Source organism: Candidatus Acidianus copahuensis, assembly GCF_000632495.1.
Classification (GTDB): domain Archaea; phylum Thermoproteota; class Thermoprotei_A; order Sulfolobales; family Sulfolobaceae; genus Acidianus; species Acidianus copahuensis.
This window is the reverse complement of sequence record NZ_JFZT01000061.1, coordinates 20,356-35,095: the sequence shown is the minus strand read 5'-3', so window position 1 is coordinate 35,095 and position 14,740 is coordinate 20,356. Positions and strand designations below refer to the sequence as shown.

Below are 14,740 nucleotides of genomic sequence, written 5' to 3'. Positions count from 1 at the left end.
ATCTTATGAAAGAGAGAGAAGTAATGGCTAAAAGATTAGTCGGGAAGAAGTTTGTGAGAGGTAAAGTATACGAATATGAATACTATACGCTACCGCTCAACTTATACATACCAAAATCGATGATAGAAAAGTATGGAACTAAGTATACCCTTCAAGTCGACGAAGAAAGCGGTACTATAACAATAAAAGCAAGAAATCAATAAATTTTTTGAAATTAAACTTTTAATAAGAGATCTTTTATTTCATATGGAGTTTTAGCTACTGGAATCCCAGCTTTTCTAAATGCGTTTATTTTGCTGTCAAAAGTACCCATACCCATGTAAACTACTGCTCCTGCATGTCCCATTCTCTTCTCTTTAGGTGCAGTAAGTCCAGCTATATATGCAACAATATGTTTCTTTATTCTCCCTTCAGATTTCATCTTAGCTACCTCTTCCTCCATTGTTCCACCTATTTCTCCGATTACCACAATCTCCTCAGTTTGTGGATCTTCATCAAACATTTTTACTATATCTTGCATCTTTGTACCAATTATTGGATCACCTCCTATTCCTATAACAGTCGACTGTCCTCTATCCTTCAGCAGTTCGGAAACTTCGTATGTTAATGTTCCGGACCTTGAAACTATGCCAATTTTTCCCTTTTTAAAAGCTCTAGGAGGCAATATACCAAGAAGTGATTCTTCAGGAACGATTAGACCTGGACAATTCGGACCTATAATCCTTGATCCCCTGGTTAGAGCATATCTAGTGAATTTTGCCACATCAATTACTGGAATATGTTCTGTAACTACTACAATTAGTTTGATCCCAGCATCAACAGCCTCATAAACTGCATCCGATGCAAACTTAGCTGGAACAAAGATTATGCTTGCGTCTACTTCATGTTCCTTTATTGCATCTTGAACAGTGTCATATACCGGAATTCCGGATACCAGACTTCCACCTTTCCCAGGACTTACTCCAGCAACAACACGAGTCCCATATTCTTTCATTCTTGTTGCATGAAAAGATCCTTCTTTTCCTGTTATACCTTGAACAATTACTCTCGTATCCTTGCCAATTAACGTAGTACATCCCCCACTGCACTTTCCACATCTTGATAAAACTTTATTCCTACTTTTTCGAGCATCTTCCATCCTTCTTCCTCATTTGTTCCTACTAATCTAACAAATATTGGCTTCTTAACGTCAGTATACGCGCTGATTATCCCTTCTGCAACTTGATCGCATCTAGTTATCCCGCCATATATATTAATTAGAATCTTCTTGACCTTTGGGTTATTACCTACCTTCAATACACATTCCTTTACCCTTTCTTTATCTGCACCTCCCCCTACATCTAGAAAATCTGCCGGCATTCCTCCCATAAGTTTAACCATATCCATTGTCGCCATTGTAAGTCCTGCTCCGTTACCTATTATTCCAATGTCTCCATCAAGTTCGACATAATTATCAGATTCCTCTTTTCTCCCTATTTCCTTCAATAGTTCCTCATGTCTAAAGAGAGCATTATCATCAAGTATTACTTTGGAGTCTAAAGCTATTACTCCTCGATCTGTGACAGCTAAGGGATTAATTTCCGCAAGATCTGCATCATATTCAGTGACTATTTTGTATAATCCTTTTATTACACTTTCTAGTCCCTTAACTCTAAGGTATTTCTCTACAGTAAAGATATCATATCCTCTTGGACCTCTCTCTATAGGAATTATAAGCGTTTTAATATCACTAGCCTCCTCTACATTTATTCCTCCTTGAGGAGATGAAACTAGCATAGGCTCGCCAGAACTTCTATCCATCATGATAGACATGTAAATTTCTCTTGTGTGTTCGACTACTTCTTCCACTAAGAATTTCCCTATTCCAGAATTCCTCATTTCCTCTATCGTTTTATTTACATCATCAGTAACCTTAACTAATCCTCTTTTACCTCTTCCCCCTTCAAGTAATTGAGCTTTAACTACCGCCTTTCCATTCCAGACAACTCGTCCTTCAGTAACTATCCCTTTGGGTATTGGTATTCCGACTTTGGAGAAAATCAGCTTTCCCTCATACTCATAGAGTTTCATACTTTAAACTTGCAAATGGAGTTTAAAAAACATGTTTCACATTTTGGACACTTTAGTAAACAAAATCTTTTACCGACTGCTACAATTCCTGCATGGAAAAGTTTATACGTAAATAGATTTCTAGGTAAAGTCAATATTACTTCGTTTTTAGCTTGTAGTTTGCTTAAACCTCTTCCTTCTACTCTCGACAGAACTCTCCTAAGATATTCTGAGGGCGGAAAGAAAAGCTGATTCCCTGCATATAATAGAAGAGAATCTGCGGTTTCTTCTCCTATTCCTTCAAGAGATAGTAGTATATTCCTATTTTCAACCACAAGAAAGTTTTCTAGCCCTCCATGAGATAAAACTTCTTCAGAAAAGGATTTTATTCTTCTAGCTTTTGTTTTGTAGAAGTTTACAGGTCTTATTAGTTTCTCTATTTCTTCAGTTTTAAGGGAGGATATACTTTCTGGACTATTTAGCCCTTCAGATCTTAACTTCTCTATTACTTTAACTACCGTTTCCCATCTAGTCATTTGAACTAAGAACGCTGAAATAGCAATTTCACCAGGGGTTTTAAGACCTCCCCACCACTCTGGAGAACGTGGTTCTGACACTATCCATCCAGTTTCTCTTAGGATAGTGATATTCTCTCTAATTCTATTTAAAAGGTAATTAATGTCCAAGGAATCACCCTATAAGGAATTCGACGAGTTTTTGTGTTCCTGGAACTAAAATTTTTGGTTTTCTCTTCTCTTTAATTAGTTCTATTAGCTTAGATGAAGGGCTCTCTAGAAAACTTGCGCCAAGAATCTCTGCGTATCTTTTTGTATCCTCAAGAGTTGCAGCCCTTTTCCACTCCTTATTATATACTATGATTGTTGGCTTACCGTAAACTACTGATTCCATAGCTGTTTTTCCTTGGTGGGTAATAACTACTGATGCATTAGCTATCCATTTCTCTAAGTTCTGATCATAGGCAAAGGCTTTCCATTTCGGATACAAAGAAGGATCAACTTTACCGCTCTGAAGTACAACATTCTCTATTCCTTGGGAGTATAGTGTGTCAAACAGTTTTCTAAATCCTTCGCTGCCAGCAGACAATAGAATGTAGCCTTCATCTTTTGGTTCGTATCTAGGCTTTTCAACTATTGGACCAACAACAATTCCATTCTTGTATAGTCTTTTTTGTTCTTCCCAGTGTAGAAAGACATTACTAGAAAATCTAGAAATTATCCTTACTGCCTTTCCTCTTGTAACTATTCTATCTTGGCTCTCAATGACGTAAATTTTTGCTCCTTTAAGGAATTCTATAAACGAAGGCAATATCGAGTGATTTGAACCAGTAGCTAACACTTTTTTGTATTTTTGAAGGGATAAACTCGAGATAAAAGATCTCCAAATTAAGGAGATTGACGTGCCTTTAGAAGGTGTTCTAAATTTAGGCACTTGATAAATTTTATCTGCATATGGTTTTATCATACTTATACTAAGGTTATCTCCTTCTGGGACAACAAAGTCAGCCTTAATTGGCAAATATTGAGCTACAGCCCTTGCAAAACCCGTATGTCCTCCTCCACTAGCAATTATTAATAACTCCTTCAACGATAATAATTCTTCGAAGGGAACAATAAAGCTAATGTGCCCTCTAAGTAACTATGTTTAAAAAGTTTAAACAGGGTTTTATCTTAATTACATGAAAACTAGAGTATGATTAAAAATTACCATAAACTAAGAATAGATCTATAATTGCTAAATCGTTAGTTGATCCAATTGGTATCTATATAAGTAAAAAGTTTTAATGAAGAATATGAGAATTGTTTATAACCAATTTAAGAGTTTGTTTGTATCGGAGAGAAAGTGAATAGGTTATTCAAAATCAGCCTAATCCTCTTAAGTTTAATCCCTATAGCATCAATGATAGCTTTTTCCCAATCTAAAAGCTCAGTCCCACCAAGCTTAGCTGATTATCCAAGTGCTGCAGTACCGTCTTGGCTTTCCCCTGGAAGCAACTCTTGGATGCTAACAGCTGCTACTCTTGTAGGATTACAAAGTGTTCCTGGTGTCGCTTTATACTATGCTGGGCTTTCTAAGAAAAAATATGCAGTTAATAGTGCCTTAATGGTTTTTTACGCATTTGCGGCGGTTCTTATAATCTGGATGATAGCAGGTTATAATTTTGGATTTGGAAAAGTAACTTTAGATATAAACGGCTATGGAATCTTAGGTACGCCTGCCCCAGCTTGGTCTGGTATTTATGAGGCTTCTCAGACAATCTATGGGCCTTCTAACACTCCTTTAGATATACCAACTTCTACCTACATATTCTTCCAATTTGTCTTTGCAGCAATAACTCCTGTTTTACTTGCAGGAGGAGTATTGGAAAGAATGAATTTTAAGGCATGGATGATTTTCGTACCCTTCTGGTCTCTTTTAGTTTATAGTCCAGTGGCCTACTGGTTATTTGCAGGAGGTTGGCTGAATCAATTAGGAGCTGTAGACTTTAGCGGTGGTTACGTAATTCACGTTGACGCTGGAGTGGGTGCTCTTGCAGCTGCCTTGGCTGTAGGACCGAGACTAGCATCTGATAGGAAGCTTGAAGCTCATAGCTTACCGCTAATATTGGCTGGAGCCGGTTTGATATGGCTTGGTTGGGATGGTTTCAATGGAGGCGATCCAGGCGGAGCTACTATAGATGCTGCAATTGCAGTATTAAACACAAACATAGCTACTGCTACGAGTGCAATAACTTGGATCTTAATGGATATGGCCTTCTTTAAGAAACCAACTTTGGTAGGCGCTACAAGCGGAGCAATAACAGGTTTAGTAGCTATAACCCCTGCAGCTGGTTACATTAATGGTCTTTACGCCATAATTATAGGCATATTCTCCGGTTCCATACCTTGGTTAGCTCTATATAAACTAGAACCAAAGCTGAAGGTAGACGACACTCTTGGAGTCTTTTCCACTCACGGGATTGCAGGAATAGTGGGTGGATTATTGACTGGAGTATTTGCTGAACCTGCAGTTACTACATATATTGATCCTGGACTTAGAGGCGCATTATATGGAAACTGGTATCAGTTAGGTATACAAGCAGCAGCTGCAGCGGTCGTATTTGTGTATGACTTTGCAATTACATTCGGCTTGCTAAAACTAATAGGTCTATTCATACCGTTACAGGTACCACCGCAGGACTTAATGGTAGGAGACTATGCTCTCCATGGTGAAGTCGCTTACTCTGAATTGCTAGCTACTCTACCTTCTTCGAAAGCGACTACTGAAGAAGAAACCAAGGAAGAAAAAGTAGTTGGTAAGAAAAAGAAAGGAAACGAAGAGTAAATATTTTCTATAAATAAATTAATTTTTATATAAAAACTTTTTCTTAATTTAATCTTCTTCATTATAATGGTGATAGACAATATCTAGTTTTTAACGACAAAAAGAATAATTTCTTATGTGTTTGAATGCTTTCTTGTGTGGTATTTCTAATTCGTAAAATGAGAGTCCAAGGTAGTATATAACGCTAGGGATTTAGTTATTTCCTTAAGTGTTTGAAAACATGGGAAGCATTTATTCCCTTAAAACCCTTAACATAACCTGGGTCAAGGGTGCAACCAGTTCATCTTTCCTCATTTCCCCAAGTATTACTCTCCTTGAACCTTGAAATCGGCAAAAATTGGATCAAATATTATACAAATAAAATTGTTGGATATACACTTTCAAGTAACCTTACTGTATATCAATATAAACTACACACTCTAAGATAGATTATGCCTTTTATTAAAGCGAGAAAAGCTAAGGCAAAAGCATTAAGAAAAGGAGCATACTTAAGTTTACTTTATATTGAAGGATTAGAGATTCTCAAACCAGGAATATACGAACATCTAACACACGGAGGTATGGCCATTCTTTTACCCTATGCTAATAGGGTGTTTAACGCAACATATACATGGGAAGGAAGGACTTATCACCTTCCAAAAGCAAAAGGGCAAAACTATAGCATTCATGGGCTTGTAAGAAATAAAATATGGAAAGTGAGACGCTTCGACAAATCTTCAATAACGATGGAATATACATTGAGTCATAAAGGATATCCTACAATACTTAACTGTTTTGTAACTTATTCGTTATCCAGCAATGGATTAACAGTAAACTTAGAAGTTAAGAACATAGGAGACATTAGATCTCCTCTAACTGTTGGATTTCATCCATATTTCATTTTTAAAAATACATGGAAGTTAGAGTGTGAGGAAAACGTTAATATCCTTAATATATCACCGGAAAAAGTAACACAAAGATCTCAAGAGTGTAGCAAGATTAGATTTCCGAACTCATTTGACACTACCTTTAAAGGGGGCGGAGAGTTAATTTTAATTTCTGAAGATAGAAAATTAAAAATAAGAAGAAATAATATGGAATTTTTTCAAGTATATAATGGAGAATGGGCTGGAAACGACTCTGTAGCAATAGAACCAATGAGTGGGCCTCCTTACGCTTTCAATAATGGATATGGGCTCAGTGCAATAGAGCCATATCAGACCCTTAAATTTGGATTTAACATTATTGTTGAAAAATTAGTATAGAAATATCTAGGATTTTGTCTCTATATACATCTTATTTGAAATGATATTTTTGCTTCGAGTCTTTTTATCTTAATCGATCTCTCATCTCTATAAAGTTTTTGTTAAATCTCCTCTCAATTAAGAAGATCAAAAAATAGTTTGTATGGTAAACATCTAAACATTGTTCTATTATTAAAACATTAGTAACTATGCTTAAATATCCGATTGATGATATATAATATGATGAACTCTATGGGATTGGTTTTAACACAAAATGAGGAGATTTTCGATAACTTAGAAAAGTTAAAAGGAATTGCAAGGAAGATTAGTGTATACATTGACGAAAATGAAATGGAGATTGCAATTCCAGAAAATCCTTTAACTTATGTAACTGTAAATGATAATTTAATATATATTAACGGAAATGATTGGGACATAATTACAAAATTATTTAATGATGTAAAGCAAGAGATTATAATAAAATTAAAAAGATTTGTTCATGTTAAACAAGGAATTGTTATTTCAGACGTGTATGATAAAGTCATTAAAGAAGATGATAATAGAAAGATAAAGACGGAGAGAATTTGGTTCTATTCTGCAAAGGACGGAAAGAGATATGAAGTTGGGATGGAATGTAAAATCTATCTACCTTTCCCAGAAAGAGGAAGGAATGGATTTGTAGAGATCTCGTTATTCTTTAATTTATTAAGATAAATCTAAGAATTTTTCATGTTATAACGGAGGATATAGACTTATTCGCCATATACAGGGGGTCTGAGTTTAACGGATATTTATTGTCATGTCTATAAAGCACTTAGCTTTACCACGTTCTAAGTCAGCACTCATCATCACGATCCATTAGCGGAATAACCCCACTCACATCCCTGAGGGTATCATCTCATACCTTTGTGCAGTGCACATCATTGATGTGTGACTCATCATAAAAATTTCTAAAACTACATCCAAAACCTTTTGTCACCTTAGAATTCTAAACAGTTTGACTACCCTCAATAACTTATCATGTGTTCGTTGGAGACAAGCATTACTGTCTATGGAGTTAAACTTTTTTGAGAAAGGTTTTGTCTACGAAACAGAAAGCTATCCGAAAGGTAGAAGTTATTTCACATAATGTAGTCATATTGGGAAAAGTCTTACTGATTTATGTACGGCATCATCAGTTAACGCTACGCAGTAAGTAGCCATTCTAAGCAATTCTTTCTCTTCGTCCTTATTTTCAATTCTCTTTTCAATTTCTTTTTCCTTTTTTCTCACTTCCATTAGTTTATCCAAGCTTTCATTGATAAACATTTGAGTCGAATCTGAGAACATTTCTTTAACAACTGGAAAGTATGTCTTAGCGTTTTCATTATCTCTGTAGGCCAGAATAAAGTTCTTTAGGTGGGCCAAAAATCTGCCTAAATCCCTCATAGCTACTGCGTAAAGTATTATGTCTTTCTCTTGCATGCCAAAGTTTACTAAATCATCCTCTTGGACGCCTATTGCAATAGTTCTTATTATTACTCTATAGTCTTTCATCAGAAGTTCTGTTCTCTGGATCAGATCTTCCTTTATTTCTCCACTTGGGGATTTTAGCATTACTTGAGCGTCCTCGAGAATAGTCTCTATTTTATGAATAAATTTGCTTATTAAATCTCTAAGATCCTGCTGAACTGATATAGAAATCCTAAACGTTATCATCGAGAAATTCTCTTCCTCGATCTCTAATCCTGCATGTGAGAGTTGAAGTTCTCTGAGCTCCTTTTTCACTTCCTGCGGTATTACTTCTTTTGACTTAATAACAATTCTATCCACTCCTTGCATGTAATAAACGGATATTAAGTACTTTGTTAACTCTATATCATTTATCTCTATTTCTTTAGTCAATTCTGGTTCGCGAATAGGTTTTATCTTCAGACCATCAATGACTTCATATACCTTTAGTTCACTTCTAACATCAAGACCATTTTTCCTAACCCAGTCACTTGGAATAGATATTATGTAACTTCCACCCTTTATTTTCTGAAGTCGTCTAACGCTCATAATTTAAATGAAATTAAATCCATTTATAAGCTATTACTATATCTATGTATGATCCTAAGTTATAGTATTAGATTATTATTCTTTAATTCATTACTTTTATTATGAATAACTCTAATCTTTGGCTTCTTGGAGCTGGGATTACGCTAGTTCAAATAGTTTATGGGTCTTATTTGGTGTTTTTTGGTTATGATACTCTTAGAATAGCATTGCATGCATTTATTGCATTAGTTATACTGATTATCTCAATTCTAGGTTATTTTAGTACCGATATACCTGTTCAAAAGAGAATCTTGACTGGCAATATAGGGTTAGTTATAGTTATAAGCATCATAGGTATTTTTATTTATACTATGGATAAACCTCTTATTACTCTAGTTCATTTATTTCTTGCTTTGGGTCTACTTTCTAATTTTTCAGTGCTTTATGGTATGGAAAGAGGTAAACAATGATAACTCTTTTGAAGGATTTGTCACATTTTCTAAGTTTATAAAAAGCTATAATATTTGTCTTTTAATTTTCTGAGTTCTTATCAATTTCGTGGACGTTCTAGTATTAGGTTCTAGTTATGCTGGACTAGCGACTGTACACAAATTAAGGAAATTTCTTAAGGACATCAATATTACTATAATATCTAAATCAAGGATCGTGAGAGAAAACACGATCTTTCCACTCTTACTGACTAACGATATATACATAAAAGACACTGAATTTGACGCCAAGAACGTAGTGGAGTCAAAAGGAGTAAATTTTATAGAAGGAGAAGTTCTCGAGATTTATCCAAATTCAAGAGAAGTAAAAACTAACAAAGGAATTTACGATTACGATTACTTATTCCTAGCTTTAGGAGGAGGCTATGAGGAGAATTTTAGAAAAATCCCAGGTAATGAGTACGCAGTAATGCATCATACATTAGAAGGGTTTCTAAGACTTAAAGACCTACTATATAAATCGGAGGGAAATATCTTTGTTGGCAACGCTAAAAGTTCACCTATAGAAGGTCCTTCATATCAAGTGGCTCTCATTTCGGAATACATACTTAGGAGAAGAGGAGTAAAATCAAAGGTTTATCTCTCTACACAAAGCCCTAAAGGCATTTTCGGTAATATACCGAATGAGGAAGTTATAAGCAAGGCAAATTCTTACTTTAAAAAAAGAGGCATAGAGGTTTTAGCTGGTAAAACAGTTAAGGAGATTAAGAAGGATAGGGTAGTACTCAGTGATGGAACAGAGATCGAAGCTGAAGTTAAGAGTATTCTTCCTGCTTTATCGGCTCCAGAAACAGTTAAGAGATCTGAGCTAGTTGATGACTCTGGATTTGTAAATGTTTCCCTTCCCTCTTTTAGAAAAGACGAAAGAATATTCGGCTTAGGAGATTTAGCTAAAACTCCTCTTCCTAGGACTGCTAGAAACGCTATGATTTCCGCAGAAAATGCAGTTTCTACTCTTCTAAAGGATCTAAGGGGAGTTTCTCTTCCTATGTACGGCTTAGGAGTTCTCTGCGTTATGGAAGGTGGAGATGATGGAGGTATTTTTAGAATGGAAAAGGGTAAAGCTTTTCTGGAATTCGATAGACATTTCATAACGATAAAGAAAATGTATAGCAGAATGTTAGTAAGATCTGGATTTGATATGCCATTTCATGGCGCTCCTCATATATGAGAAATGAAAACTTCGATAAAATGGTAAAATAGATATGTGAGGATTACAGAAAGTTTATTTTAATTTTGGCTAATGGAATAAAATACTTAATGTGAGTATGGGAGTTGTATCTCATGAAATATAAACATGCTTTAAAACATATTCTTTATATTGCTTTATAGAATGACTAATTTTTAATTTTACTCCAACTTATTCTTATCAATTTTCATATATGATTTAATGTAAAAGATTAATGAACATATTATTCAAGGAGAATTTGAGAACGAATCCCTTAAACATATTCGCAATTTTTCTCAAGGAAGTATATTCACTAAACATATGAAGAGAAAACATTCTAAACAGCTCACCATAACCTTCCTCATGATCGATCGAGAGGTTTGTATAATTCATTGATTTTGTTTTTTATAAGAGGGGACTCTTTTTAACTTTCTTAAATTATGGTACAAGCTTTTATATTTGAGTCCTTAAAGTGAAACTTATGGATTTGGGACTTATACTTGGTATAATATTTTTAGCCGTAGACGTTGTAATATCTATATGGAACAGCTATAATGCAGGTGAGATTTCTAGGAGTAGGAAAGGCTTAGGTATTACTTTCTATACTTTGGGAGGATTCCTACCTATGAGTTATGTGTTAGCAATAGTTTTAACTTTAGTCCTAGCATATCTAGGTTACTTAAGCTTATCAACTTCCATATTCCTCTTATCCTTCTCTTATCTAGTCTTTGGCTTAGAAATAATAATTTGGGGGATTATAGCCACTGTTTCAAGCCTTATAACAACCATGGGAACTAGAAGTTGGAAGGCTGGAATTATAACAGCTTACGATGCTTTTGCAACAATATTTGATGCGTGGGAGTATATAACGACCTTTTTTAGTAACGTTAGGAGCGCTAGAAAGGCTATAGATTCCAGTGATTTTTCAATTATTGACGTATTACTTATTCTTATAACTGCCTTAGGAGCAGCTTTTATAATCACTTACGCTGCTTACAAAGAAGGTTATAAAGCTAGATTAAGGTATTGGTAATATTTTTATCTCTTTAAGTTTAAGAGGGTGTAAGATCTCCGTCGTAGGATATGATGAATACTTCTTATTCTACGTTTAGAAATCTTTTGTTACCTTAGAATTCTAAACAGTTTCACTACCCCAGGAGATACGAAAAACTATTGGAAATGCTCAAGAGGCTTCCTTTCATTATCCAGAAAGGTCAAGTTTTCTAAAAACTTTGAGGAGATAAAAGTTACAATAACTAAAGTTTTACGAAAATATTGTAAATTTCCGTAAGGATCTATACTTCAAGATAGGAAAAACTTCGCTGAGAATTAAGACGACCTAATCATGGAAGATATATAAGTGAGGGAACTGGTGTAACGTTATGCTATGGTCTATCATCTTCATTTACACGACTTTTTACGAAATGAGAGAGATACTGAGATAGCAGATGGAGAAATATCAAAAGGAGTTCAAAACTAGAATTCAACATTCACTTCAAGGACTCGCCCAAGTTGTGATTATGTGAAAGAGATCATGTTTCTGAGAAAACATTTGTTTGTGAAAAATGTGGTTTCACTGAATACCGTTACTTCGTTAGTTCTCTTAATATCTCCCCTTTACTGGTAAGTGGGAGCCAGTCTAGATCCTGTGGAGTTAACTCTTCTATCTTAGCAAAAACTAAGGCGAAAGTTAACCAGGAAGATCGACATAAAGGTCTGGGTAGTTAACTCTCTTTGAGGAGAGAGTTTTAACAAATTCTACTAAAAATTAATGTATAATATCAATAAAAGACTTAAAATAAAAATATATTATGATTTAACTTAATCTTTTACTCATAATCCAAGAAAGTGTTGTAAGAATTATAAGTATTATGTCAATTCCAAACACTATATAGACATCTTCATTATACACTGGAAGAGAAAAGCCTAAAACTGGGGCTGGAAATATCCTAGATTCTGTTAAAAGTAAGTAGTTTATCCAGGTGTATATAATTACAGGTATATAAAGAGTTCTTATCCCGACAATGACGATCAAAGCAGCTATTAAGGCAAGGATAGAATCGGCTAAGAAAAAGTATCCTACTGTACTTAATACGCGAAGGATCTGGTTCGCTAAATATATGTGAATTCCAGCCCAGAGTATGAAGAGTACACCAGTAACTCCTTTTAATGAATTTATCATTATAGAACTTTTCTGCATAAGATAAACTAATTTCTTGATTAAATAAACTTTTTCCCAAATTTCGTTTAAACGCGATTGGTTTAGAGGAAATAACTTTCTCCTATAACCATCTTTACTTCTTGGAAAGAACGTGATCAGTAAGGACATGCTTAAACAAGACAGTACTTCTCCAACAGTTCATTTCTCCTCTGTTCCCTCCTCCTTTTCGCATCAAAAATCCTTAAGGCGTTGATCACAGACACTTTTTGGAAGGACTTTCCTTGGTAAAGGTAAAGGATGAAACTCTTGATGACGTAGATTTTTTTTCCCCATTTTGTATACTATTTATATGAATAAGCTAGAGGATCTCCCCTTCTTTGAGCGTTGGTTTATTCTTGGAATTCTCTTAGGAATACTCGCCGGTATTGCGGCTATAATATTCTATGAATTGTTACACCTTTTTGAATATATCTTTCTCTTCGAGTTTATTGGGATGTCATATCCTAGACCAATCGGTGAGGGGGGTACCTTAAGTTTCACCTTTATTACAGGTAGATATTACCTTATACCTGTTTCAACTATTCTTGGTGGACTAATTTCTGGTATAATACTTTACACTATTACGCCAGGTTCTGACGACGATGGAACAGACACTGCAATAAAGTCTTATCATTACTTTCAAGGAAAGATAAAATGGATAACTATCCCTGTAAAGGTAATAGCAGCGGTAATAACAATTGGGTCTGGAGGAAGTGCGGGAAGAGAAGGACCTACTGGAGGATTTGCAGCCGGATTAGGATCTGTTGTAGCGGATTTCTTACATTTATCCCCTGAAGATAGGAGAATAGCAGTTGCGGTCGGAGTGGGTGCAGGAATAGGGACTATATTTAAGACTCCAATAGGAGGTGCAATATTAGCAGCCGAGATTCTCTACAAGAGAGATATAGAGCCAGAGATTATATATCCTGCAATGATAGCTTCTGCAATTGGATATTCCATATTTGGTTCAATCTTTGGGTTTACTCCAGTCTTTGGATATTACACAGGAGTGTTTAGTCCAATTAGACTTCCAATGTATGCTATCCTAGGAGTATTTACCGGGTTAATTGGAGTCCTTTATCCTAAATTTTTCTTCTGGATAAACTCCATGTTTAAGAGATTGAGGATTCCAAATCAGGTAAAGCCAGCAATAGGTGGGGCTGTTACTGGCATAATAGCTTTATTGGCTCCAGAAGTTCTAGCGACTGGTTATGGTTGGATAAGTCTAGTGGAGTTTGAGAAGTTTTCTGCTTTTTATTCTCCAGTCTTACCTGTAGTAGTTATTATTATAGCTTTGCCTTTTCTAAAGATCTTCGCAACTGGTTTCTCTTTAGGTTCTGGAGGAAGCGGAGGTCTCTTTACCCCTGGAATAGTGATAGGGGCATTTACTGGAGCTAGTACAGGACTCCTATTTCATGAATTTTTTCCATCTCAAGTACCAGATATAGCCCCATTTGTAATAATTGGGATGATGAGTCTTTTCGCAGCATCTGGCAAAGTTCCTCTCTCCGTTATAGTCATGGTTACTGAAATGACTAGCAGTCTACAACTCCTACCTGGAGCTATGATAGCAGTAGGTATATCTTACTTGATATCCGGAAATGTAAGTATTTACAAGTCTCAGTTACCTACGAGGAAAGATTCACCTGCTCATAAGTCTGAGTACGAGGTTCCTGTTCTAGAAAGGTTAAGGATTTCATCCTGTAAACTAAAAGACTTAAAGGTTTCTCCTGAGGATCCTGTAGAAAGAGCTAGACAAATTATGGAGGAAAATTTCCTCATGAGTTTACCTGTTGTAGATGAGTTAAACAACTTCGTGGGAGTAATTTATTTAAGAGATATAGAAAAGGCTGGCAAAAATAAGGTTGCTAATTTCATAACTAAGGGATCTTCTTATGTTACTCCAACGTCAAGTTTAGCCTCTGCGATGGATGCTATGAACAGGCAAAAGTCAAGGTGGGTTGCTGTAGTTGAAAGCTGTAAATCACAATGTAAATTCTTAGGAATTGTAACTCTAGACGCAATTGATGAGGCATATAACAAGGAAATATCTACAATTAAAAACAATTCTTAACTTTATAAAAAGACCTCATAATATCGAGAAATAGTTCGGGATAATTCATGATATTGTTATTCGTCATATAGCTATAACTATCGCGTAGTTTTCATATTTCCACTTAAATTTTTCCTTTTTTTAAAAAGAAATGATTTTATAAACTACAAGAATTTA

At 35.2% G+C, this 14,740-nt stretch carries 14 protein-coding genes; 8 read left to right on the top strand and 6 right to left on the bottom strand.

Features of this window, described 5'->3' with window-relative positions; genetic code table 11:
• Positions 1 to 5: 5 nt before the first annotated feature.
• Positions 6 to 203: a hypothetical protein gene (locus tag CM19_RS11460; protein ID WP_048100584.1), complete on the top strand. Its 198-nt coding sequence runs from the start codon at positions 6 to 8 to the stop codon at positions 201 to 203.
• Between the two features lie 11 nt (positions 204 to 214).
• Here the strand turns inward: CM19_RS11460 and sucD are convergent, their stop codons facing one another.
• Genes sucD through CM19_RS11440 form a run of 4 tightly spaced genes read right to left on the bottom strand, consistent with a single transcriptional unit; the run spans position 215 to position 3,654 of the window.
• Positions 215 to 1,138 (bottom strand): succinate--CoA ligase subunit alpha, encoded by a 924-nt coding sequence (gene sucD, locus CM19_RS11455; RefSeq protein WP_081801289.1) that lies wholly within the window; start codon positions 1,136 to 1,138, stop codon positions 215 to 217.
• On the bottom strand, positions 1,063 to 2,070 hold the full coding sequence (locus CM19_RS11450) for a succinate--CoA ligase subunit beta (protein ID WP_048100583.1): 1,008 nt from the start codon (positions 2,068 to 2,070) through the stop codon (positions 1,063 to 1,065). Before CM19_RS11450 ends, sucD begins: the two co-directional genes overlap by 76 nt.
• Complete coding sequence (locus CM19_RS11445) at positions 2,067 to 2,735, bottom strand: endonuclease III domain-containing protein (protein ID WP_048100582.1); 669 nt, start codon at positions 2,733 to 2,735, stop codon at positions 2,067 to 2,069. The genes CM19_RS11450 and CM19_RS11445 overlap by 4 nt, the downstream gene beginning before the upstream one ends.
• A 4-nt stretch (positions 2,736 to 2,739) precedes the next feature.
• A complete protein-coding gene (locus CM19_RS11440) occupies positions 2,740 to 3,654 on the bottom strand; it encodes a UDP-N-acetylglucosamine--N-acetylmuramyl-(pentapeptide) pyrophosphoryl-undecaprenol N-acetylglucosamine transferase (protein ID WP_048100581.1) in 915 nt (304 codons plus the stop codon).
• 312 nt (positions 3,655 to 3,966) lie between these two features.
• Between CM19_RS11440 and CM19_RS11435 the strand changes: the two genes are divergently transcribed.
• The 3 genes from CM19_RS11435 (at position 3,967) to CM19_RS11425 (ending at position 7,328) form a co-directional block, all read left to right on the top strand.
• Positions 3,967 to 5,391, top strand: coding sequence for an ammonium transporter (locus tag CM19_RS11435; protein WP_048100580.1), 1,425 nt, complete (start codon positions 3,967 to 3,969; stop codon positions 5,389 to 5,391).
• 431 nt (positions 5,392 to 5,822) lie between these two features.
• Positions 5,823 to 6,635, top strand: a complete 813-nt coding sequence (locus tag CM19_RS11430) for an aldose 1-epimerase (protein WP_048100579.1) — start codon at positions 5,823 to 5,825, stop codon at positions 6,633 to 6,635.
• Between the two features lie 231 nt (positions 6,636 to 6,866).
• On the top strand, positions 6,867 to 7,328 hold the full coding sequence (locus tag CM19_RS11425; RefSeq protein ID WP_150111440.1) for a hypothetical protein: 462 nt from the start codon (positions 6,867 to 6,869) through the stop codon (positions 7,326 to 7,328).
• 420 nt (positions 7,329 to 7,748) lie between these two features.
• On the opposite strand, the gene CM19_RS11420 is transcribed toward CM19_RS11425, so the two are convergent.
• Entirely contained in the window at positions 7,749 to 8,654 is a 906-nt protein-coding gene (locus tag CM19_RS11420; protein ID WP_048100577.1) for an AbrB/MazE/SpoVT family DNA-binding domain-containing protein, read from the bottom strand.
• A gap of 101 nt (positions 8,655 to 8,755) precedes the next feature.
• Here CM19_RS11420 and CM19_RS11415 point away from each other — a divergent pair, with 101 nt between their 5' ends.
• From CM19_RS11415 to CM19_RS11405, 3 genes are all read left to right on the top strand, one after another.
• Complete coding sequence (locus CM19_RS11415) at positions 8,756 to 9,103, top strand: hypothetical protein (protein ID WP_048100576.1); 348 nt, start codon at positions 8,756 to 8,758, stop codon at positions 9,101 to 9,103.
• An 88-nt stretch (positions 9,104 to 9,191) separates the two neighbouring features.
• A complete protein-coding gene (locus CM19_RS11410; RefSeq protein WP_048100575.1) occupies positions 9,192 to 10,313 on the top strand; it encodes an NAD(P)/FAD-dependent oxidoreductase in 1,122 nt (373 codons plus the stop codon).
• Positions 10,314 to 10,791: 478 nt separating this feature from the next.
• Positions 10,792 to 11,343, top strand: a complete 552-nt coding sequence (locus tag CM19_RS11405) for a hypothetical protein (protein WP_048100574.1) — start codon at positions 10,792 to 10,794, stop codon at positions 11,341 to 11,343.
• Between the two features lie 783 nt (positions 11,344 to 12,126).
• On the opposite strand, the gene CM19_RS11400 is transcribed toward CM19_RS11405, so the two are convergent.
• On the bottom strand, positions 12,127 to 12,510 hold the full coding sequence (locus tag CM19_RS11400) for a hypothetical protein (RefSeq protein ID WP_048100623.1): 384 nt from the start codon (positions 12,508 to 12,510) through the stop codon (positions 12,127 to 12,129).
• 310 nt (positions 12,511 to 12,820) lie between these two features.
• Here CM19_RS11400 and CM19_RS11395 point away from each other — a divergent pair, with 310 nt between their 5' ends.
• Positions 12,821 to 14,584, top strand: a complete 1,764-nt coding sequence (locus CM19_RS11395) for a chloride channel protein (RefSeq protein WP_048100573.1) — start codon at positions 12,821 to 12,823, stop codon at positions 14,582 to 14,584.
• Positions 14,585 to 14,740: the final 156 nt, after the last annotated feature.

What these genes read in the sequence shown, in the direction of transcription:
- CM19_RS11460 (WP_048100584.1), top strand. Translation starts at nt 6, where the DNA reads ATGAAAGAGAGAGAAGTAATGGCTAAAAGATTAGTCGGGAAGAAGTTT.
- sucD (WP_081801289.1), bottom strand. Translation starts at nt 1,138, where the DNA reads ATGGAAGATGCTCGAAAAAGTAGGAATAAAGTTTTATCAAGATGTGGA.
- CM19_RS11450 (WP_048100583.1), bottom strand. Translation starts at nt 2,070, where the DNA reads ATGAAACTCTATGAGTATGAGGGAAAGCTGATTTTCTCCAAAGTCGGA.
- CM19_RS11435 (WP_048100580.1), top strand. Translation starts at nt 3,967, where the DNA reads ATGATAGCTTTTTCCCAATCTAAAAGCTCAGTCCCACCAAGCTTAGCT.
- CM19_RS11430 (WP_048100579.1), top strand. Translation starts at nt 5,823, where the DNA reads ATGCCTTTTATTAAAGCGAGAAAAGCTAAGGCAAAAGCATTAAGAAAA.
- CM19_RS11425 (WP_150111440.1), top strand. Translation starts at nt 6,867, where the DNA reads ATGGGATTGGTTTTAACACAAAATGAGGAGATTTTCGATAACTTAGAA.
- CM19_RS11420 (WP_048100577.1), bottom strand. Translation starts at nt 8,654, where the DNA reads ATGAGCGTTAGACGACTTCAGAAAATAAAGGGTGGAAGTTACATAATA.
- CM19_RS11415 (WP_048100576.1), top strand. Translation starts at nt 8,756, where the DNA reads ATGAATAACTCTAATCTTTGGCTTCTTGGAGCTGGGATTACGCTAGTT.
- CM19_RS11405 (WP_048100574.1), top strand. Translation starts at nt 10,792, where the DNA reads ATGGATTTGGGACTTATACTTGGTATAATATTTTTAGCCGTAGACGTT.
- CM19_RS11400 (WP_048100623.1), bottom strand. Translation starts at nt 12,510, where the DNA reads ATGCAGAAAAGTTCTATAATGATAAATTCATTAAAAGGAGTTACTGGT.
- CM19_RS11395 (WP_048100573.1), top strand. Translation starts at nt 12,821, where the DNA reads ATGAATAAGCTAGAGGATCTCCCCTTCTTTGAGCGTTGGTTTATTCTT.